Genomic DNA, 19,975 nt, shown 5'->3' with positions numbered 1-19,975 from the left:
AGGGGCGGCGTCGTTGGGTCACTTGTGAAGCACGTACAGACGCGCGCGCGGCGCGCAGGGGCCGCGCTGGCCGCCGTACTGACCTGGGCCGGCCTGCTGGCCGGAGCCTCCGGCTGTTCCTCCGACGGGATCTCGAAGGGGATCGGCGAGGCGTTCGGAAAACCACGGTCGCCCGAGGACGTCATCCATGTCTCGCCCGACGACAACACCAAGGGCGTACGCCCGCAGGAGCCGCTGCTGGTAAGGGTGCCCAGCGGGCGCCTGGAGTCCGTGAAGGTCGTCAGGTCCCAGGACGCCCAGGAGTCCCCGGTGCCGGGGCACATCAGCGACGACGGCCTGTCCTGGAAACCGGACGGGACGCGGCTCGCCCTGGCCGCCAAGTACACCGTCGACGTGGTGGCCCTGGACGGGAGCGGGCACCGCTCGGCACGGCACACCACGTTCACCACGGCCGTCCCCGACGAGCGGTTCATCGGATACGTCACTCCGGAGGACCGGTCCGTCGTCGGCACCGGAATGATCGTGTCCCTCGAATTCAACCGGGAGATCGCGAACCGGGCCGCCGTCGAGCGCGCCATCCACGTGCAGGCGCGGCCCCCGGTCGAGATCCGCGCGCACTGGTTCGGCGACGGCCGCGTCGACTTCCGGCCCGAGCGGTACTGGAAGCCGGGCACGAAAGTCACCGTGGCGCTGCGGTTGCGCGACGTCGAAGCGGCACCGGGGGTGTACGGACTCCAGTCCAGGACCTTCTCGTTCACCGTCGGCCGCAGCCAGACGTCCCTGGTCGACGCCGGCGCCCACACCATGGAGGTACGCCGCGACGGCAACCTCATCGCCACGGTGCCGATCACGGCGGGGGCGCCCAAGACGACGACGTACAACGGGAAGATGGTCGTCACGGAGATGCTCGAAGTGACCCGGATGAACAGCCGGACCGTCGGATTCGGCGGCGAGTACAACATCCCCGACGTTCCGCACGCGATGCGCCTGACCGACTCCGGAACCTTCCTGCACGGCAACTACTGGGCGCCGGACGCCTTCGGCAACGCCAATGTGAGCCACGGGTGCGTGGGCCTGCGGGACGTGAAGGGCGGCAGCTCGGACACCCCGGCGGGCTGGTTCTTCGACCGCAGCCTCATCGGGGACGTCATCGAGGTCGTCCACAGCAAGGACAAGCTGGTCGCCCCCGACAACGGACTGGGCGGCTGGAACATGGGCTGGAAGGAGTGGAAAAGGGGTGGGGCGGTGAAGTAACCCGATATACGGGTATGCGCACGGTGGGCTCCAGCCGCGCCCCGTACGGCCGAAGTTGGGACTGAACGGTGACCTTCCCGGGGAGCCATCACTCCAGGTCGTGTGATTAATTAGCGCGATACGCGCGTGGGACGCGCTGGAGTGCGGGCCTGATCAGGCCGTGCGAGGGGAGAAACAATTTTGAACGGGCGACCGATATCGGGGGCGTCGGTTGGCGCGCGGACACACAAGAGCAAGGGAATCCTGGCGCTGCTGCTGGGAGTTCTGCTGCTCGCCGTGACCGCCTGCGGCGGGGGAGGGAGTTCGGACCAGGGGTCCGGCTCCGGGGACGGCAAGGGCAAGAGCTCCAGCGGCACTGCGGACACCAAGGCCTCGCAGGCCGTGGTGACCATCGCGCCCAAGGACGGCGCCGCCGACGTGAAGACCAGCGGTGCCCTCAAGGTGACCGCGGCCAAGGGCAAGCTGACCGAGGTCGAGGTCGAGGACACCAAGGGCAAGGCGGTCCAGGGCAGCATCACGGACGGGGGCACCACCTGGACGCCCTCGACCCACCTCACCGCGGCCACCAAGTACAAGGTCCACGCGGTGGCCAAGGACGCCAGTGGCCGTGAGGCGGCCGAGGAGGCCGCGTTCACCACGCTGACCCCGAAGAACACGTTCGTCGGCATCTACACGCCGGAGGACGGTTCCAAGGTGGGCGTCGGGATGCCCTTCTCGATCCACTTCACCCGGGGCATCACGCACCCCGACGACGTCAAGAAGGCCATCACCTTCAAGACCGAGCCGGCGGTCGACGTCGAGGGCCACTGGTTCGGCAACGACCGTCTCGACTTCCGTCCCGAGCACTACTGGCAGGCCGGTACGAAGGTCACCGTCACCTTCGACCTCGACGGTGTCGAGGGCCGCCCCGGCGTCTACGGCAAGCAGGCCAGGACCGTGAAGTTCACGATCGGCCGCAGCCAGGTCAGCACCGTCGACGCCAAGACCCACAAGATGGTCGTCAGGCGCGACGGAAAGGTCCTCAAGACCATCCCGATCACCACGGGCAAGCCGGGCTACGAGACCTGGAACGGTCAGATGGTCATCAGTGAGCGCCTCAAGGTGACCCGTATGAACGGCGAGACGGTCGGTTACGGCGGCGAGTACGACATCAAGGACGTGCCGCACGCCCAGCGCCTGACCAACTCGGGAACCTTCATCCACGGCAACTACTGGGGTGGCGGCGCCTTCGGCAACTTCAACGCCAGCCACGGCTGCGTCGGCCTGCGCGATGTGCGCGGCGGCTACGACGGCAACGTGCCGGCCGCCTGGTTCTACAACAACTCGATGATCGGCGACGTGGTGGTCGTCAAGCACTCCCACGACAAGACGGTCGCCCCGGACAACGGCCTCAACGGCTGGAACATGTCCTGGTCGGACTGGATCAAGTAACCGTGCCGGACCGGACCGGGCAACCGCGCCGGACCGGATCGAGTGGCCGCTTTTCACCGGGCCGGGTGTGCTGTGACTCAGCACACCCGGCCCGGGGTCGTTAACGGCCACTAACCTGCTTCCATGACTGTGCATCTCGAAGTGGCCGAAGGCGTGGGCACCATCCGCCTGGACCGCCCTCCCATGAACGCCCTGGACGTCGCGACGCAGGACCGCCTCAAGGAACTGGCCGAGGAGGCCACGATCCGGCCGGACGTCCGCGCGGTGGTGCTGTACGGCGGGGAGAAGGTGTTCGCGGCGGGCGCGGACATCAAGGAGATGCAGGCCATGGACCACGCCGCGATGGTCGTACGGTCCCGGGCCCTGCAGGACTCCTTCACCGCCGTCGCCCGCATCCCCAAGCCCGTCGTCGCCGCCGTCACCGGATACGCGCTCGGCGGCGGCTGCGAACTCGCCCTCTGCGCCGACTACCGCATCGCCGGGGACAACGCCAAGCTGGGCCAGCCGGAGATCCTGCTCGGCCTGATCCCCGGTGCCGGCGGCACCCAGCGGCTGTCCCGGCTGATCGGCCCCTCCAAGGCCAAGGACCTCATCTTCACCGGCCGCATGGTCAAGGCCGACGAGGCCCTCGCGCTCGGCCTGGTCGACCGGGTCGTCCCCGCCGCCGAGGTGTACACCGCCGCGCACGCGTGGGCCGCCCGGCTCGCGCAGGGACCGGCCATCGCGCTGCGCGCCGCGAAGGAGTCGATCGACGCGGGCCTGGAGACGGACATCGAGACCGGACTGACCATCGAGCGGAACTGGTTCGCCGGCCTGTTCGCGACGGAGGACCGCGAGCGGGGAATGCGGAGCTTCGTGGAAGAGGGCCCCGGCAAGGCGAAGTTCCTCTGAGCCGTCCGCCGCGTCGGCCCGGGACACGGATTCCTGGTCTCCCGGGCCGACCGGCCGACGGCCGCCGACGTGGCGGACGGCACCCTCGTCAATCCCGCTGATCCACTCGCAGTTGACGCGATGTCTTACCCGGCGTCCCCCGTTGGGGCGGTTTATCCCAGGCTTAAGACAGCCTTAAGCGAACCTTGTCGTGGGAGGCCGGCGATTGCCCTCGACGGGCCTGTTCCGGCAGGTCGGAGGGGTCCTCACCAACCCCGAACTGCCCCCGGCATATGCCGATCGGATGGTGTGGAATGTCGCGTTCCGGGGGGCGTATTCCTCCGGAACGGCCCCGAAGGGGGGTCTTGGCGGCCATGATGGGGGCATGGCGGGGCTGGAGGGTATCGAACAGCCGCGGCGGCACGGAAGTGCGACCGCGGCGCGCTGGACGCCTGCGGTCGAGGACGAACGGGCGCTCAAGGCACTGGAGTTGTTCGGCAATCCCACCGAGGGAGAGGTGCCGTTGCCGTCCCGCCCGGAGTCCGCGGCCACCGCGCGGCGACTCACCCAGGTCGTGGTGCTGCGGCACTGGGGCCTGTCCCCGAAGATGACCGAGGACGCGGTCTTACTCGTCTCCGAACTCGTGGGCAACGCCGTACGGCACACAGGCGCCCGCGTTTTCGGACTCCGTATGCGCCGCCGCCGCGGCTGGATCCGTATCGAGGTCCGTGACCCCTCCCGCGGCCTTCCCTGTCTCATGCCGGTCCAGGACATGGACCTGAGCGGCCGGGGTCTCTTCCTCGTCGACAAGCTCTCCGATCGCTGGGGCGTCGACCTGCTGCCCCGGGGCAAGACCACCTGGTTCGAGATGCGCGTCGTAGACCGCTGACTCGTCCCGACCCCTGACCTGTTCCGGCCGCCAACCCGCTCCGGCCGCCGACCCGTTCCGGCCCGTGCGCGAAAGCCCCGTACGTGAAATCCCCGTGCGCACGAGCCCCGTACGCACAAGCCTCGTACGCACAAGCCTCGTACCTGGCGACCCGAACGCAAAAGCCCCGGCCGTGTGACAGCCGGGGCTTGCGAGGTGTCGCGGAACGAATTGGGGTGTGAACCGCGCCACCGGCGACAACCGTGGCCCGGGTCAATGGGTGGAGGTCGCATCGCCGACTATCGCAGACGCGGCCGACTGATCCAAAAGCAGGGGATCCCGCTCCGCTTATGGGCTCCGCAGACCCCGTGCGACTCCGTATCCGGGAGCCGCAAAGCGACCCGCACCACCACCCAGCCGGACCAATCGCCGGTTTTTCGGCCGATTCACCCTTAAATGGTCCGGTGACCACGCCCGCCGAAGACCACGCAGCCCCCGCCCCGCCCCGGCGCGCTGCCCTGCTCACGGGACTCGCGCTCACCGCAGGAACCCTCGCCGCCGGAGTGACCGCAGGCTGCTCCACCCCGCGCGCCACCCACCCCCACAACCTCACGACACCTCCGGCCGCACCCAGCGCACCCCCCGCCACCGCGACCCGCGGAGCCCCCGCGCTCGCCCCCGCCCCCCGCCGCTACCCCGCCCAGCCCTCCGAAATCACCCATGGGCCCCGCACCCACCCGTCCAAGGTCGCCCTCACCTTCCACGGCCAGGGCGACCCCGCCGTCGCGAACTCGCTTCTGGGCGAGGCCGAGAAGGCCGGCGCCCGGGTCACCGTCCTCGCCGTCGGCACCTGGCTGGACGAGCACCCGGACCTCGCCCGCCGCATCCTCGACGGCGGCCACGACCTCGGCAATCACACCCTTCGCCACCTCGACATCAACGCGATGTCACCGGCGGAGGCCGCCGCGGAGATCCGGGGCTGCGCGGACCGCCTCAAGCGGCTCACCGGCTCGATCGGCACGTGGTTCCGGCCGTCCCGCAGCCCCCGGGCCTCCCCCCTGGTCCAGCGCCTCGCCCGCGAAACGGGCTACCCGCACACGCTCTCCTACGAGGTCGACTCCCTCGACTACACCTCGCCGGGAGCCACCGCGGTCACCCGCAAGGTCCTGGCCGAAGTCCGCCCCGGCTCCGTCGTGAGCATGCATTTCGGATACGCCGACACGGTCGCCGCGCTCCCCGCCCTCCTGCACGAACTCGACCGCCGCGGCCTGCGCGCGGTCACCACCACGGAGCTGCTGAGCTGATGCTGACGCCACCCTCCTCCCTGTGCCGCGTCCTGATCGCCGGCGCCGCCCTCACCACGCTCGCCGCCCTCACGGGCTGCAGCAGCCCTTCCCGGGACCATGCCGACGAAGCCCTCGGCACCAAGGCCGCCGTCGTCCGGCCCGCCCAGCCGAAGCAGCGGACGGTCCAGGGCCTGCCCGGTATGCCCCCCTTGCTGGATCCCGCGGACGTCTACGCCGCCGACCGCCCGAACCGGCTCTCCCCGGTGGTCAAGGACTTCCCGTCCCGCGTCTACGTGCCCAACACCAACTCCAACACGGTCTCGGTCATCGACCCGAAGACGTACAAGGTCGTCGATACGATCCCGGTCGGCGTCCAACCCCAGCACGTCGTCCCCTCCTGGGACATGAAGACCCTGTGGGTCAACAACGACCGGGGCAACACCCTCACCCCCATCGACCCGAGGACGGGGAAGGCGGGGCAGCCGGTCGATGTGCACGACCCGTACAACCTCTACTTCACGCCCAACGGCAAGTACGCCATCGTGATGGCCTCCCTCGACCGCGAACTGGTCTTCCGCGACGCGCACACCATGAAGACCGTCAGGACGGAGCCGGTCAGCTGCTACGGCGTCAACCACGCCGACTTCTCCCCGGACGGCCGCTACTTCATCGTGTCCTGCGAGTTCAGCGGCGAACTCCTGAAGGTCGACACCGAGCGGATGAAGGTGATCGGCCAGGAGAAGCTGCCGTTCCACGGGGCGATGCCGCAGGACGTGAAGATCTCGCCGGACGGCAAGAAGTTCTACATCGCCGACATGATGGCCGACGGCGTGTGGGTTCTGGACGGCGACAAGTTCACCGAGCCGACCCTGCTGCACACGGGCAAGGGCGCGCACGGCCTCTACGTCAGCCGGGACTCGCGCGAGATGTACATCTCCAACCGCGGCGAAGGCACCATCTCCCTCTTCGACTTCACCCGGAACCGGCTCACCAAGAAGTGGCACCTGCCCGACGGCGGCAGCCCCGACATGGGCGGTGTGTCGGCGGACGGCAAGGTCCTGTGGCTCTCCGGCCGCTACAACTCGGAGGTGTACGCCATCGACACCCGCACCGGCGTCCAGCTCGCCCGCATCAAAGTCGGCAGCGGCCCGCACGGCCTCGCCGTCTACCCCCAGCCGGGCCGGTACTCGCTCGGCCACACCGGCATCTTCCGCTAGAGCGGCGCCCGTTGACCGGCCGTGGCTTACACGCCGTCGTACGGGCGACGACCCCGGGCCCGTCGCCGCAGCGCCGTGATCGTGCTCCGTACGATCACAACCCGCCTGCGGCGGCGGGCCGTTGCCATTGCCGTCGCCCGGTCCCCGGCGGCCGTCGGCACCAAGACCGCCGCGTCGGTTCGGTACGCGCCGGCTCGGTACGGCCGGTTCGGTGGGCGCCGGGTCAGCGAAGGCTGAGCAGGGCCTCCGCTCCGACGGGACGGTAACCGGCCGCCTGGAACGCCCGCAGACTGCGGGCGTTGCCCGCCGCCACCTGCGCCCAGACCGGCTCGTCCGCGAGATGTCGCGCCGCCGACGCGAGCGCCCGGCCCAGCCCCCGGTGCCGTACGTCCTCGTCCACCTCGACCGCGACCTCCAGGCGCCCGCCGACCCCGCGCCCGAGGACGAGGACCCCGCCGTCCGCCGCCCATGCCCGCACCTCTTCGCGCCGCCTTCGGGACCCGGCGACCCGGGGGTGACCGACGTCGTCGATCTCCGTGAGCGCGAGGGCCGCGGGGCCGGGGAGCGGGCCGGCGACGGACAGCAGATCGTGTCGTTCGACCGCCCCGTCCGCTCCATGAACGCGGCGAGGAACCGGGGATTCATGGTCGCGGCGAGCGCGTCGCAGTCGAGATCGCCCAGTGCCGCGCGCACCCAGCCCTCGTCCTCGTCGGTGAAGACGACGGAGTGCGCGGTGAAGGCGAGGACGCCGGCGTCGCGGGGGGAGTGCTGGCGTACGACCGTGGTGGCACCGTCGGGCGGCGGGAGGACTCCACGGGCCGCGGCGTCCAGAATGTCGCGCAGAGTACCGGGCATGACTGTCCCCCGCCGCTTGAGTCTCCACCCACTGGAAGGCCCAGACTCGCAGACATGATCGACGACGGCACCGGCCTTTTCACCATCGGCGAACTGGCCCGGATCACCGGCCTGACCGTCCGCACCATCCGCTACTGGTCGGACGAGGGCGCGCTGCCCCCGGTGGCCCGGTCCACGGGCGGCTACCGCCTGTACGACGCCGGGTCCGTGGCCCGCCTGGAACTGATCCGCACCCTGCGCGAACTCGGGCTGGGTCTCGGCGATGTGCGCAGGGTGCTGGCGGGCGAGACGACGGTGGCGGAGGTGGCGGCCGCGCACGTGGCCGCCCTGGACACACAGATCAGGTCGCTGAAGGTGACCCGGGCGGTGCTGTCGACCGTGGCACGACGTGGTTCGAGCGCACAGGAGATGACACTCATGAACAAGCTGGCGCGGCTCTCGGCCGCCGAACGAGGGCGCATCATCGACGACTTCATGGAGGAGACCTTCGGGGGCCTGGACACCGCGGACCCCGACATCCGGACCCGGATGCGGTTCAGCATCGGCGATCTGCCGGACGACCCGACACCCGGGCAGGTGGACGCCTGGGTGGAGCTGGCCGAGCTGATCCAGGACCCGGGCTTCCGGGCGCGGATGCGCGAGACGATCGAGTTCAACGCGGCGGACCGGGGGCCGGAGGTGCCATCGGGCACCTCCTTGTGGTTCATGAGCCGGCTGGTGCAGCTGGCGGGCGAGGCGCTGGGGCGGGGTGTCCACCCCGGGTCGCCGGAGGCGGACGCGGTGCTCGGAGGCCTGCTCGGCGACGCCGACCGGGCCGCCGTCCTCGCGCGCATGGAATCCGCGGCGCATGCCGAGATGGCCCGCTTCAGGGAGCTGACCGCGCTGGTCCGCGGCCTGGACCCGCTGCCGGCGCACCGCGACGAGTTCGGCTGGGTGGTCGCCGCACTGCGCGCTCGCGCGGACCGTTAATGTGACCTCCGTACACAAGGCAGTAACGCACGCAGTGATGCACGACGAAGGGGCGGATCGGTGGCCGACATCGAGGAAGCACGCAAGCAGTTCGAGCGGATCGATACGGACGGTGACGGCTTCATCACCGCAGCCGAGTTCAAGACCGCTCTCGCCCAGGGCGGTGATTGGAACGTCACCGAGTCGGTGGCGGAGGCCGTCATCGCCAGCCGCGACCTCAACGGCGACAAGGTCCTCTCGTTCGACGAGTTCTGGACCCACCTGAGCAAATGACGCCCGTCGAAGGGGCGCCCACCGGGTTTCCGGCGGGCGCCCCTTCGCCGTGACGGAACCCGTTGGCGGAGCGGGCAGGGCTGGTCGAGCGGGCAGGGCGGGCAGGTCCGGCAGCCCGTCGGTGCGGAGTCCTGGCCCGCGGACCCCGGCGTTCTCGGTGCCGGTCACCCGGATGCCGTACGTCCCGGAATAGCTCATCCGCCCCCGGAGTTGGTGTGCCCATCAGGAGCATCCACCCCAGAAGGGTCTGTCTCTCATGAAGATCGGCATCATCGGCGCGGGCAACATCGGCGGCAACCTCACCCGGCGGCTCACCGCTGTCGGTCACGACGTCTCCGTCGCCAATTCGCGCGGTCCCCAGACGCTCGGCGCGCTCGCCGAGGAGACCGGGGCGACCCCGGTCACGGTCGAGCAGGCGGCACAGGGCGCGGAGGTCGTGATCGTCACGATCCCGCTCAAGGCCGTACCGAACCTGCCGGACGGCATCCTGGACGGAGCCGCCGAGGGCGTCGCCGTCATCGACACCGGCAACTACTACCCCCAGCAGCGCGACGGCAAGATCGCCGGGATCGAGGACGACGGCCTCACCGAGAGCCGCTGGACCGCCCAGCAGATCGGCCACACGGTCATCAAGGCCTTCAACGGCACCTTCGCGCAGGACCTCCTGGACCGCGCCCGCCCGGCCGGCGCCCCCGACCGCATGGCCCTCCCGGTGGCCGGTGACGACGCGGCGGCGAAGCGGCGCGTGCGCGACCTCATCGACGAGATCGGCTTCGACACCGTCGACTCCGGCGGTCTGGACGACTCCTGGCGCCAGCAGCCCGGCACCCCCGTCTACGGCCTCCAGGAAGGCCTCGACGCGGTCACGAAGGCATTGGCGGAGGCGTCCCCGGAGCGCCAGGCGGACTTCCGCGGGTGACCGCCCCACGATGAACGATCTCTAGATCGCCGGGCTCAGCGCGGTCGTGGGAATCACGGGAGCGTGGGGATAGGTGGCCGAGCGCTGCTGGAAGGAAAGGATCTTCGGGTTCTGGACGACGCCGTCGCGGATCTCGATGGCCTTTCTGACCGTGACGTCGGCGTCCCATGCCGTGGGGCCGCTCATGACCTTGCGCAGGTAGGGAAGGAGCGCCTCACTGATCTCCCAGGTGGCGGAGTTCCACAGGTGGGACGGGCTGTGATCCACCGCGTAGTAGTGGCAGCCCGGTCCCACGGTGTGCATGGGCTCGCCGAAAGTCGTCGGGCGAGCCCATGCGAAGCCCATGCCCTCGTCGCAGGCGACGTCGATGAAGAAGGTCCCCGGCCGGAAGCGGGCGAGTTCCTCGTCGGTGACGAACATGAGCGGCGCGTCGGTGTCCTGAAGGATGCAGTTGACGATGATGTCGAACCCGGCCAGGTACTCCGCCAGCGGCACGGGCCCGGCCGGAGTGGAGGCCTGCAGGCGTGACGGGTCGCCCTCCTGCTCCTCGAAGTGGCCCATCACGACCGAGGGCATCGGCGAGGCGACCGCCGCGGCGGCGCGCTGGGTGAGCACCGTGACGTCGGAAACCCCCATGGCGCCCAGGCCCGTGACCGCTCCGCGCGCCGTGGCGCCGAAACTGATGACCACCGCGCGCAGGCGGCGCCCGTAGCTGCCGGTCAGCCCGCCGAGCTGGAGCGCGTGCAGCACCGAGCAGTAGCCCGCGAGCTCGTTGTTCTTGTGGAACACATGGACGCTGAAGGCGCCCGACGAGGTCCAGTGGTTCATGGCTTCCCAGGCGATCAGCGTCAGCCGCCGGTCGATGCCGATCTGGGTCATCTTCTCGTCCTGCACGCAATGCGGCCATCCCCACAGCACCTGGCCCTCGCGCAGCTCGGCCACGTCCTCGTGCATCGGCTTGGGCAGCAGCATGATGTCGCACTCGGCGACGAGTTCCTCGCGGGAGCGCAGTCCGGCCACGAGGGGCCGCAGCGCGTCGTCGGCGACGCCGAAACGCTCGCCGTAGCCCCGTTCGAGGAAGATTCTCTCGCGCATGTCCGGGGCGATCCGGTCGAGGTGGCGCGGGTGCAGCGGCAGGCGGAACTCGTTCTCCTTGCGGGAGGTGGCGAGTACTCCGAGACTCATCAGACTCATGTGGGGCGGCTCATTTCCGGCCGGACGCGATGTGCTCCGGCCTTGCCGTTCCCCGAGGGCGACGCCGCGATGGATGGCGGCGTGCGAGGTGCGCTCGGTACTGCCACCGTACTCCGGTCCAGGCCGGGGACCCCTCGCCGCTCGTTTGAGCCGACGAGGGTGGCTCGGTGTGCGGGGTGAGGCGGATCTAGGCGCTGCCGGCCCACGCGCGCAGGGCGGCCTCGCTCTCGAAGTCCGCGACGTCCCTGTCCACCTGCTCGTCGGTGTACTGGTGGAAGCGCCACTTCGCCTTGATGCGGGGTTTGCCGGCCGTCACGTAGTCGGCGATCCAGAGGCCGTCGCCCGCGTACGAGGTGGTGTCGACGTTCAGCCAGAAGTCGCGGTTGGTGTAGAGCACCACGCGGTTGTCCGGGCGCAGCTCCTTCACCTTGCGGATGAAGCGGTCCTTCTCCGCGTTGCTCGCGTGGGTGCCGTCGCCGGTGGTCTCCCAGTCGACGGCGAGCAGGTCGCCCTCGGGGGCCTTGCTCACGAAGTACGCGGCCTGGGCGGTGATGTTGCCGGGCCACAGGAAGTGGTAGAAGCCGACGACGCAGTCGGCGTCGCGGGCGGTCTTGGCCTGTGCGGTGAGTCTCGGATTGACGTACGAGCGGCCTTCCGTCGCCTTGACGAAGACGAAGGAGAGGCCCGTGGTGCCGTACGCGGACGACTGGTAGGCGCTGACGTCGATACCTCGCAGCATGGGTGGAGCCTCCGTGCATGGGGGGGCGGACCACGCGGGGCGATGCCCGGTGTCCGTGGGGATCAACTGCCTTTGTCCGTGGGGGACAGTTCGTGGGGACAACTGCCATTGAAATTCCCCCACTTCGCCCCCTCCACGCTCGCACGCATGACCGGCACCCCCGCGCCGCCCCGCACGGGGCGTCACGGCCGGCGCGGGTACGCGAGCCGAGCCGCGTCTGTCGAGCAGCGCCGGGCCGCGCCTGATGGAGCCGCGCGGAGCCGTACAGCCCCCCGCTCAAGTGCGGATCCAGGCGGAAGTACCAGCCGCGGAACAGGGGGCAGGGACCATCGTCCTATAGCCCTTCGACCCTGCGACCCGTCAAATTGGTGACCACGGCGAGAAAACGTGTAAAGGTCATGACGGGAGTGATCGTGTCCGCGCAGATAGCAATTGATCCCGGCCGCTTCAGCCAATTCGGGGAAGCCACCGGAAGCACCTTCTGTCTGATCACGAATTCCGAGCTGGTGGATCGGATCGAAGTCGTCGAAACGGCACCGTATCGGGAGTTCCTCACCATTACGCTGGACGCGGGAGACCGGTTCGAGGAAATTCTCGAAAAGAGGATCCCGGAACCCGCGCACGTGCTGGTGGTCTCGCCGCACAGGTTCTTCGAATCACCCGACCCCGATCTGGTGGGGCAGCGGAAGATCATGGGCATGGCGTGCAACTCGACGCCCACCGGCCTCGACGAGATCCGGCACTTCCTCGGTGTGATGGAACGGACCTCGGCGACCGATCAGGCGGCGTTCTGCGACACCTTCTTCGAACTCGCCGAGGACTCGGACCAGTTGGTGTACGTCGACCCCGTGCACGGCACCCGCGCCACCCTCGATCATCTGCGCGAGGGTCTGGTGTGGAACCAGCAGGCCGGGCCGCTGGACTGGGGCGACCAGCAGATCGTCCCGTCCGGTGAGATCAGCGTGCTGCCGGTCGAGATCAGGGAGTTCGACGAGGGCCTGAAGCTGCCGCTGGAGGGCGAGATCACGCTGCGCGGCTACCCGATCCTGCACAACGGCACCCCCTCCTTCTCCCGCACCGACCAGGCCCGCATCCACTCCCGGCTCTGGGCGATGCACGACAACGCGATCAAGGCCATCGTCGAGGACGGCAGGATCACGCGCCTGGAGGCGCTGGACGCCGGAGCGGCGCCGGCCGTGGCGATGCTCGAGCAGATGTTCGCCGTGGACTCCCGCTACCGGATCGTGTGGGAGATCGGCCACGCCCTCAACACCTCGCACGACATCCTGCCCGGAAACCACGCCATGAACGAGGTGTACGGCGGTACGGAAGGCTGCCTGCACTTCGGCCTCGGGCTCACTCCGTACACCCAGTACCACCTGGACATCATTTCGCCCGACACCCGCGTGCTGACCAGTAATGGAGTCGCGGTGATCGGCCACCCGGACCACCCCACCGTGGAGAGGGTCGTGCCCGCCGCATAGCGGACCACGACCGCCCGGCCGGGGTGAATGCAAGGAAATAACACCCAACAGGAGGTGACTCCCCATGAAGAAGATCAAGGTGCAGAAGAACCGCAACTACCTGGGCACGCTCCTGGGCTGAGTACCGACCCGCGGCGGGGCATTTCACGATACCCCGCCGCGGGGTTCCCATTTTGTCTTCGACAGGGAGTGCACCCGTGCCATCGCTGGATCTCACGACAAGCGACTTCGATCAGTTTGGCCGGCCGGTCGAGACTTTCTGTCTGATCACGAGTGAACAGCGCGGCGAGCTCTTTTCCCTGAATTCCGGTGACGGGTACTCCCGCGCGCTCCACCTGACGCTCCCGCCCGGCACGCGCCTGGGTGAACTGATCGCGGGCAGCGTCCCCCCGGACGCGCACGTGCTGGCGGTCTGCCCCGGGCGCTTCCTCGACTCGCCGACCCCGCAGGAGCTGGGCGGGCGCAGGCTGGCCGTGCTGCCGGCCGGGTCCACGCCGTTGACCGACGAGCACGTCCGCTACTTCCTGCGCACCGCCGCCCGCACCGACGTCGCCGAACACGCCCGTGTGGCCGAGGAGTTCTTCGACCTGGTGGGCGACAGCGACCGGCTGACGATCGTCGACGACGCCTCCGGCACCGAGGCCGAGTTCGACCACACGGTCGGCGAGTGCGTCTGGAACATGCAGGCGGGCGTCCTGGAGGAGGGTGACCAGCAGATCTTCCCTTCGGGCAAGCTGAGCGTCACCGCCGCCGAGATCACCACCTTCGAACCGGAGGCCCGGCTGCTCGGCCTCAACGGTGACCTGACCCTGCGCGGGTGGCCGATCGTCCACCGCCACCAGGACCCGGCCGACGACGCCGACCAGCAGCGGCTGTTCGAAGCGCTCTCGCCGCTCGTCTCCAACGCCGTGACGCTGCACATCGCCGCCGGAACCATCGAGGGCGTCACGCCGCAGACGCCGGGGGCGACGTCGGCCGCCGTGGAGCTGGAGAAGCTCCTCACGGACGATCCGCGCTACCGCGTCATCTGGGAACTCGGCTTCGGGATCAACACCACCACGGAGATCATCCCGGCGAACTGCGGCCCGAACGAGGTGTACGGCGCCACCGGCGGCGTCGTGAATCTCGGGCTGGGGATCACGCCGGCCACGCGCTTCGCCCTGGCCTTCCTCTGCCCCCGCAGCTCACTGGTGACATCGGACGGAACCGCCGTCCTCGGCGCCCGCAAGGCGGTACGCCGTGGCCGGATGCAGCGCGTCTCCAGCGCGAACTGCGGCTGTCACTGACCCCAAGGAGGGAAGCACGCCATGACGATCAACTCCGAACTGCGCAAGAAGGTCGACGCGGTCCTCGACACCTTCATCAAGGACTTCTACGAGACGGTCCCGTACGCCCAGCACCAGAAGAGCGCCTCCGAGCTGAACCTCGACTACTACAAGCGGCACAACATCGAGACGATCCTGCGGCTGCGCCGCAAGCGGACCGTGGACGCGCTGGCCATCAAGTACTTCACCAAGGTGGACCCGGTGCAGGCCAAGGCGTGGGCGCACTACACCGACGACGAGATGCTGCACGACCGGCTGTTCGCCGCCGACCTCGCCAAGGTCGGAGTCACCAAGGACCAGATCTACTCCACGGAGCCGCTGCTCTCCACGAAGCTGCTCACCGGATACCTGCAGTACGGCATGGAGTTCGAGGACAGCCCGATGGCGCTGATCACCAGCGTGTACTTCGTGGAGTACGTCACCACGCGCACCCAGCCCGACTGGCTGGACAACCTGGGCGACGTCCTCGGCGAGGAGAACGTCAAGGGCGCCCGTGCCCACGTCAACACCGACCTCGACGACGACCACGACGACTTCGTGTGGCGCGTGCTGTCCACGCTGATCCACTCGGAGGCCGACGAGCGGAAGGTCGTCGAGCACCTCAACAGCGTCTACTGGCTGTGGAAGCTCTACTTCGTGGAGCTGCACCAGCTCACCGTGCTCGGCAAGAGCGACGCCCAGATTCCGCTGCCCACTGCGGCCGAGGTCTGAGCGGGCAGCGGTGGCCGACGACGAGCGAGCCACGCGGCCCGGCGGGCGGCGAAGGGTCGAGGTACTGACCCTGCCGCCCGGCCGGGAGCTGCCGACCGAGACCGAGACGTGGATCGTGGACGGTCTGGTCCTCGCCATGCCAGGGCTCCACACCCGTCAGCTGTTCACGCTCCGCCGCGAGATGCTGACCGAGGCCGACCACGTCGTCGTAGGGGTGGACCGGGAGCGCGACCGGGTCGTCTCGCTGCTCACCTCCCGGTGGGCGGAGATCCCGTCGGGGCGGCCCTGCCTGCACATCATGATCCAGTTCGTGGGTGACGCGTACCGCAACGGCACGATCTTCAAGGAGAGCTGGGCGCTGCACTTCGCCCGGCTGCTCGCCGACGGCCGCCCGTTCCCCGAGGTGATCGCGCTCAAGACGTACAACCCCGTGGTGCACTGCGCGATGTCGGCGTTCAGCGGGCATCCGGACATCAGCATGTACCCGGACCTCGCGGGCAAGGACGACAGCCAGGAGGCCCTGGCGGCCGAGGTGGCCGGGGCGCTCGCGCCCCGGGCCCCGTTCGACCCGGCGCGCGGAGTCATCCCGGGCATCGGGCGTCCGCTCGACCTCTACCGGGAGCGGCCGCTGAGCCATGTGCCCGAGGCCAACCGGTACTTCGCCGAGCACACGGAGCCGGGCGACCGGGTGCTGTGCCTGCTGCACGTACCCACGCGGGCGGGGGCGCACGCGATCCTCATGGCCCTGGGGGTGCCGTTGCCCTCCGGGCGGAGCTGACCCCGCCCGACCGGCCGGGTCCGGCGCCCCGTACGAGGCTCCGGGCCCGTCGCCCGCGGCACCACTCCGGGAAGTCCAGGCACTCCAGGAACGTGAGGCAGCATGGCGGACACATTTCCCCTCGACTACTCCCGGGCCCGCGCCGCCTTCCTGGGCGCCGCCGAGGAGGCGGGCGCACGCCTGAGGACCTTCACCCTGCCCGGACACCGCGGGCCCGACGGCGGCGAACTCTGCGTCGACACCGCGTACCTGGGGCCGCCCGACCCGGCGAAGCTGCTGGTGACGGTGTCCGGGACCCACGGCATCGAGGGCTTCTGCGGCTCGGCCTGCCAGACCGGCATCCTGCTGCGCGAAGGCGTCGCGAAGGCTGCCGCCGGGCCCACGACCGGCGTGCTGCTCGTGCATTCCCTCAACCCGTACGGCTTCGCCTATCTGCGGCGCGTCAACGAGGACAACATCGACCTCAACCGGAACTTCGTCGACCACGACGCCCCGCCGCACAACGACGCCTACGACGCCGTGCACCCCACGCTGGTGCCGGCGGACGTCACCGGGTTCGCGCCCCACGAACTGGTCGCGAACCTCACCGCGCTCCGCGACCGGCTCGGCCCGCAGCGCCTCCAGGAGGCCGTGACCCGCGGCCAGTACCGCCACCCCGACGGACTGTTCTACGGCGGGCACGCTCCGACTTGGTCCCGGCGGGTGTTCGAGACGGTGGTGGCCGAGCAGATCGCCGGTGCCGGCCACGTCGGCTACATCGACCTGCACACGGGGCTCGGCGAGCGCGGCGTGGGCGAACCCATCTTCCGCGGTGGCCGCGACGCCGACGCCCACCAGCGGGCCCGCCGGTGGTACGGCGACGCGCTCACCGCCTCGGAGCAGGGCACCTCCTCCTCCACGCCGATCGTGGGCAATACGGCGACCTCGGTGGCTGACGGTCTCGGCGCGGGCAGCCGACTGACCGCGATCACCCTGGAGTTCGGCACCCAGCCGGGCCCCGAGGTGCTGCTGGCGCTGTGCGCCGACACCTGGCTGCACCGGCACCATCCGCCGGCCGACGCCGTCCGCTCCGACCTCAAGCGGCTGATCCGCGACGCCTTCTGCCCCGTGGAGGACGCTCGTTGGCGCGAGCAGGTCCTCCAGCGGGCGCGTGAGGTCTTCGACCAGGCCCTCGTCGGCCTCGCCGACGCGAAGCCGTGGGAAGCCGGGTGACCCGTCCGGCACCGGCCCGGTAACCGCCGTCGGCGACCACCCCAGGTGGTCGCCGACGGCGTGTTCCGTGCCGGAGCTCTCGCAGGTCTTTCAGGTCTCGCAGCGGTCGCCGACGCGCCGATCAGGCCGGGGTTCGCACCCCGGCCTCGATCCGACCGGGGTGCGACCGCCGGCCTCAGGAGGCCTTCCGGCCGATTCCGAGCACGGCCGTTCTGGGCACCGTGCACTTCCACGCGCGGGCGGAGGGGTCGTACGCGACCGAGAAGGTCTCCAGGGCCCCGTCCGCGCGCTCGTCGCGGAAGATCGTCTTGGCCCGCTCGATGGTGTGGCGAGAGGCGTCCGCCGGGTGTTCCCGCGCGATCCCGGTGAGGCCGTACATGTCCAACAGGTAGCTTCCCAGCTCCAGTTCGGCCTCTCGGGCCGTGGCCGCGGTCGCGGCATAGGGATCGGCCATCTCGGTCACCTCACCCGATTCGAAGCCCGCCTTCGTCAGGTAGCCCCGGATCTCCTCCCGGGTGAAGTGATCGAAGGCGTGGCCGGTTCGCGAGTACGGGTCGACCACGTCCCGGAACCAGGTGTCCATCGGGGACCCGACGAGGAAGTCGTGGAGCAGCAGCACTCCGCCGGGCCGCAGCACCCGGTACGCCTCGTGGACGAGTTCGGCGCGGTCCTCGGCGGCGATGTGGTGGGATCCGTAGGCGACGAGGACCGCGTCGACACTGCCGTCCCGCATGAGCAGCCGGTCGGCGCGCTGCACCAGCGCCGGACAGTTGGCCGCCCAGGCGGCGCGCACCATGTACGGGGACGCGTCGCAGGTCAGCACGGACAGGCCGGTGAGACGTCGGGCGTTCGCCACCCTGCGGACCAGACCGTCGCCGCCGAGCACGTCCACCACGACGGCGGGCCGGCGGTCGGTCCGGGCCGGCACCAGGGAGAGCAGATGGTGGATGCCCTGGGCGCGTGCGGTGAGGTTGCGGGCCTGCGCGCGGATGTAGGAGGCGCCCCTGCCGCCGTCCTCGTCCTCGCCGAAGTCGTCCTTGAAGTCGGCGGCCAGGGCCGGCCGACGGGCCCAGGCCCGGGCCCGTACCGGGTCGACGCACGCGTGCAGGTCGGGTGCCGCCCGGCCCAGGCGACGCAGATGGTCGACCATGTCGGCCTCGCCGAACGTCACTTGACGTTCCGTCAGATTCGTCACGGCCGCTCCTCCGTGGGCTCCAGGAAGAGCGCGAGGGCGAGCGCCATGCGTTCGATCTCCTGCGGGTCCACGCTCTCGTCGGGCGCGTGGATGAGGCACTGGGGCTCCTCGACGCCGATCAGGGCGATCTCGGCGTCCGGGAAGGTCTCCTGCAGCGCGTCGCAGGTGGGAATCGAGCCGCCCTGCCCCGCGGTCGTCAGCTCTCGCCCGAACGCCTCCCGCATCGCCTCCGCCAGACCCGCGTAGGCGGGGCCGTCGGTACGCGCACGGAAGGGGCGGCTGGAGGAGAGCCTGACGGTCTCCACCTCGACCTGCCAGGGAGCCGTCTCCGCCAGGTGCGCTCTGAGCGCCTGCCAGGCGGCGTCCGGTTCCGTTCCGTAGGGGATGCGCAGATTGAGCTTGGCGGTGACCTCGCCGAGCACGGCGGGGGCCGAACCGACCACCGGCGGGCAGTCGATGCCGACGACGGTCAGTGCGGGCCTGGCCCACAGCATGTCCGCCACGCTGCCGTCGCCCACCAGGCGGACGCCGTCGCGCACCCCGATGTCCTGGCGGTAGCGCTCGGCGGGATATTCCGCTCCCTGCCAGCGCCCGCTGTTGTCGAGGCCGTTCACGGTGGTGTTGCCGTCCGCGTCGTGCAGGGTGGCGAGCATCGCGATCAGCGCGTTGAGCGGGTCGGGGGCCGGCCCGCCGAAGGAGCCGGAGTGGACCGGCCCGGCCAGCGAGCGAACGGTGACCGTGGCGTGCACCACGCCCCGCAGGTCGGTGGTGGCCGTGGGCACCCCGGCCTCGGAGTTGCCCGTGTCGCACACCAGTACGGTGTCGGCGTACAGGAGTTTGGGGTTCTCGCGGATCAGCGCGGCGAGGCCACCGGTGCTCTGCTCCTCGGCGCCCTCTGAGATGACCTTGACGCCGACGCCGAGCCGGGTCAGGTCGCCGAGCGCCCGCAGGGCGGTGAGCTGCATGACGATGTTGCCCTTGCAGTCGGCGGCCCCGCGCCCGTACCAGCGGCCGTCGGAGCGCTCGGTGAGGGTCCAGACCGGGGTGGTCCAGGCCGGCTCGTCGAGCGGTGGCTGGACGTCGTAGTGGCTGTAGAGGAGGACGGTGGGGAAGCCGGGGGCGGCCGGCAGATGACCGAACACGGCCTTGCTGCCGTCCGGTGCGTCCAGCAGACGCATGTCGGGGATGCCGGCCTCGGTGAACAGCCGTGCCACCTGCACGGCGGCACGCTCGCACTCTTCCACGGGATACTGCCGGGGGTCGGCGACGGACCGGTGCGCGACCAGGTCCCGCAGGTCCTCCTGAGCCCGGCCCATCAGTTCGTGCACCCGTGCGCGCAATGCCTTGGGCGGCATGCGGCCTCCTTCTCGGTCGGTGGTTGTGGGTGTTCCGGGT

At 70.1% G+C, this 19,975-nt stretch carries 18 protein-coding genes and 1 pseudogene; 14 read left to right on the top strand and 5 right to left on the bottom strand.

What is annotated here, in order from left to right; genetic code table 11:
* Nucleotides 1–24: 24 nt before the first annotated feature.
* From ACZ4N5_RS33695 to ACZ4N5_RS33670, 6 genes are all read left to right on the top strand, one after another.
* Entirely contained in the window at nucleotides 25–1,254 is a 1,230-nt protein-coding gene (locus ACZ4N5_RS33695) for a L,D-transpeptidase (RefSeq protein WP_467760818.1), read from the top strand.
* Nucleotides 1,255–1,434: 180 nt separating this feature from the next.
* Complete coding sequence (locus ACZ4N5_RS33690) at nucleotides 1,435–2,685, top strand: L,D-transpeptidase (RefSeq protein ID WP_467760817.1); 1,251 nt, start codon at nucleotides 1,435–1,437, stop codon at nucleotides 2,683–2,685.
* Nucleotides 2,686–2,808: 123 nt separating this feature from the next.
* Nucleotides 2,809–3,576 (top strand): enoyl-CoA hydratase/isomerase family protein, encoded by a 768-nt coding sequence (locus ACZ4N5_RS33685; protein ID WP_261705631.1) that lies wholly within the window; start codon nucleotides 2,809–2,811, stop codon nucleotides 3,574–3,576.
* A gap of 364 nt (nucleotides 3,577–3,940) precedes the next feature.
* The gene (locus ACZ4N5_RS33680; protein ID WP_467760816.1) at nucleotides 3,941–4,444 is read left to right on the top strand and encodes an ATP-binding protein; all 504 of its coding nucleotides are present in this window, start codon (nucleotides 3,941–3,943) and stop codon (nucleotides 4,442–4,444) included.
* Between the two features lie 443 nt (nucleotides 4,445–4,887).
* Complete coding sequence (locus ACZ4N5_RS33675) at nucleotides 4,888–5,727, top strand: polysaccharide deacetylase family protein (protein WP_467760815.1); 840 nt, start codon at nucleotides 4,888–4,890, stop codon at nucleotides 5,725–5,727.
* The gene (locus ACZ4N5_RS33670; protein ID WP_467760814.1) at nucleotides 5,727–6,926 is read left to right on the top strand and encodes a YncE family protein; all 1,200 of its coding nucleotides are present in this window, start codon (nucleotides 5,727–5,729) and stop codon (nucleotides 6,924–6,926) included. The genes ACZ4N5_RS33675 and ACZ4N5_RS33670 overlap by 1 nt, the downstream gene beginning before the upstream one ends.
* Before the next feature lie 223 nt (nucleotides 6,927–7,149).
* Here the strand turns inward: ACZ4N5_RS33670 and ACZ4N5_RS33665 are convergent.
* A pseudogene (locus ACZ4N5_RS33665) lies at nucleotides 7,150–7,781 on the bottom strand (GNAT family N-acetyltransferase).
* Nucleotides 7,782–7,835: 54 nt separating this feature from the next.
* On the opposite strand from ACZ4N5_RS33665, the gene ACZ4N5_RS33660 reads away from it, so the two are divergent.
* The 3 genes from ACZ4N5_RS33660 (at nucleotide 7,836) to ACZ4N5_RS33650 (ending at nucleotide 9,942) form a co-directional block, all read left to right on the top strand.
* On the top strand, nucleotides 7,836–8,750 hold the full coding sequence (locus ACZ4N5_RS33660) for a MerR family transcriptional regulator (RefSeq protein WP_467760813.1): 915 nt from the start codon (nucleotides 7,836–7,838) through the stop codon (nucleotides 8,748–8,750).
* A 60-nt stretch (nucleotides 8,751–8,810) separates the two neighbouring features.
* Entirely contained in the window at nucleotides 8,811–9,023 is a 213-nt protein-coding gene (locus ACZ4N5_RS33655) for an EF-hand domain-containing protein (protein WP_261705625.1), read from the top strand.
* Nucleotides 9,024–9,219: 196 nt separating this feature from the next.
* The gene (locus ACZ4N5_RS33650; protein ID WP_467760838.1) at nucleotides 9,220–9,942 is read left to right on the top strand and encodes an NADPH-dependent F420 reductase; all 723 of its coding nucleotides are present in this window, start codon (nucleotides 9,220–9,222) and stop codon (nucleotides 9,940–9,942) included.
* A 21-nt stretch (nucleotides 9,943–9,963) separates the two neighbouring features.
* Here the strand turns inward: ACZ4N5_RS33650 and ACZ4N5_RS33645 are convergent, their stop codons facing one another.
* Nucleotides 9,964–11,136 (bottom strand): N(5)-(carboxyethyl)ornithine synthase, encoded by a 1,173-nt coding sequence (locus tag ACZ4N5_RS33645; RefSeq protein WP_467760812.1) that lies wholly within the window; start codon nucleotides 11,134–11,136, stop codon nucleotides 9,964–9,966.
* A gap of 187 nt (nucleotides 11,137–11,323) precedes the next feature.
* Complete coding sequence (locus ACZ4N5_RS33640; protein ID WP_467760811.1) at nucleotides 11,324–11,875, bottom strand: glycoside hydrolase family 25 protein; 552 nt, start codon at nucleotides 11,873–11,875, stop codon at nucleotides 11,324–11,326.
* A 398-nt stretch (nucleotides 11,876–12,273) separates the two neighbouring features.
* Between ACZ4N5_RS33640 and ACZ4N5_RS33635 the strand changes: the two genes are divergently transcribed.
* The 5 genes from ACZ4N5_RS33635 to ACZ4N5_RS33615 all read left to right on the top strand — a co-directional run bounded on the left by ACZ4N5_RS33635 (nucleotide 12,274) and on the right by ACZ4N5_RS33615 (nucleotide 17,385).
* Complete coding sequence (locus tag ACZ4N5_RS33635) at nucleotides 12,274–13,359, top strand: hypothetical protein (RefSeq protein WP_467760810.1); 1,086 nt, start codon at nucleotides 12,274–12,276, stop codon at nucleotides 13,357–13,359.
* A gap of 197 nt (nucleotides 13,360–13,556) precedes the next feature.
* Complete coding sequence (locus ACZ4N5_RS33630) at nucleotides 13,557–14,645, top strand: hypothetical protein (RefSeq protein WP_467760809.1); 1,089 nt, start codon at nucleotides 13,557–13,559, stop codon at nucleotides 14,643–14,645.
* Nucleotides 14,646–14,666: 21 nt separating this feature from the next.
* Nucleotides 14,667–15,395: a hypothetical protein gene (locus ACZ4N5_RS33625; RefSeq protein WP_467760808.1), complete on the top strand. Its 729-nt coding sequence runs from the start codon at nucleotides 14,667–14,669 to the stop codon at nucleotides 15,393–15,395.
* Between the two features lie 10 nt (nucleotides 15,396–15,405).
* Nucleotides 15,406–16,173 (top strand): hypothetical protein, encoded by a 768-nt coding sequence (locus ACZ4N5_RS33620; protein WP_467760807.1) that lies wholly within the window; start codon nucleotides 15,406–15,408, stop codon nucleotides 16,171–16,173.
* Nucleotides 16,174–16,275: 102 nt separating this feature from the next.
* Complete coding sequence (locus tag ACZ4N5_RS33615) at nucleotides 16,276–17,385, top strand: M14 family metallopeptidase (RefSeq protein WP_467760806.1); 1,110 nt, start codon at nucleotides 16,276–16,278, stop codon at nucleotides 17,383–17,385.
* A gap of 175 nt (nucleotides 17,386–17,560) precedes the next feature.
* On the opposite strand, the gene ACZ4N5_RS33610 is transcribed toward ACZ4N5_RS33615, so the two are convergent.
* Both ACZ4N5_RS33610 and ACZ4N5_RS33605 read right to left on the bottom strand, forming a co-directional pair.
* Nucleotides 17,561–18,580, bottom strand: coding sequence for a class I SAM-dependent methyltransferase (locus ACZ4N5_RS33610; RefSeq protein WP_467760805.1), 1,020 nt, complete (start codon nucleotides 18,578–18,580; stop codon nucleotides 17,561–17,563).
* Nucleotides 18,577–19,935: a M20/M25/M40 family metallo-hydrolase gene (locus ACZ4N5_RS33605; protein ID WP_467760804.1), complete on the bottom strand. Its 1,359-nt coding sequence runs from the start codon at nucleotides 19,933–19,935 to the stop codon at nucleotides 18,577–18,579. The genes ACZ4N5_RS33610 and ACZ4N5_RS33605 overlap by 4 nt, the downstream gene beginning before the upstream one ends.
* Nucleotides 19,936–19,975 lie beyond the last annotated feature (40 nt).

The sequence above is a fragment of the Streptomyces sp. NPDC026500 genome, assembly GCF_055567635.1.
The sequence above is the reverse complement of the archived record's forward strand: the minus strand, read 5'-3'. Positions and strand labels throughout refer to the sequence as shown.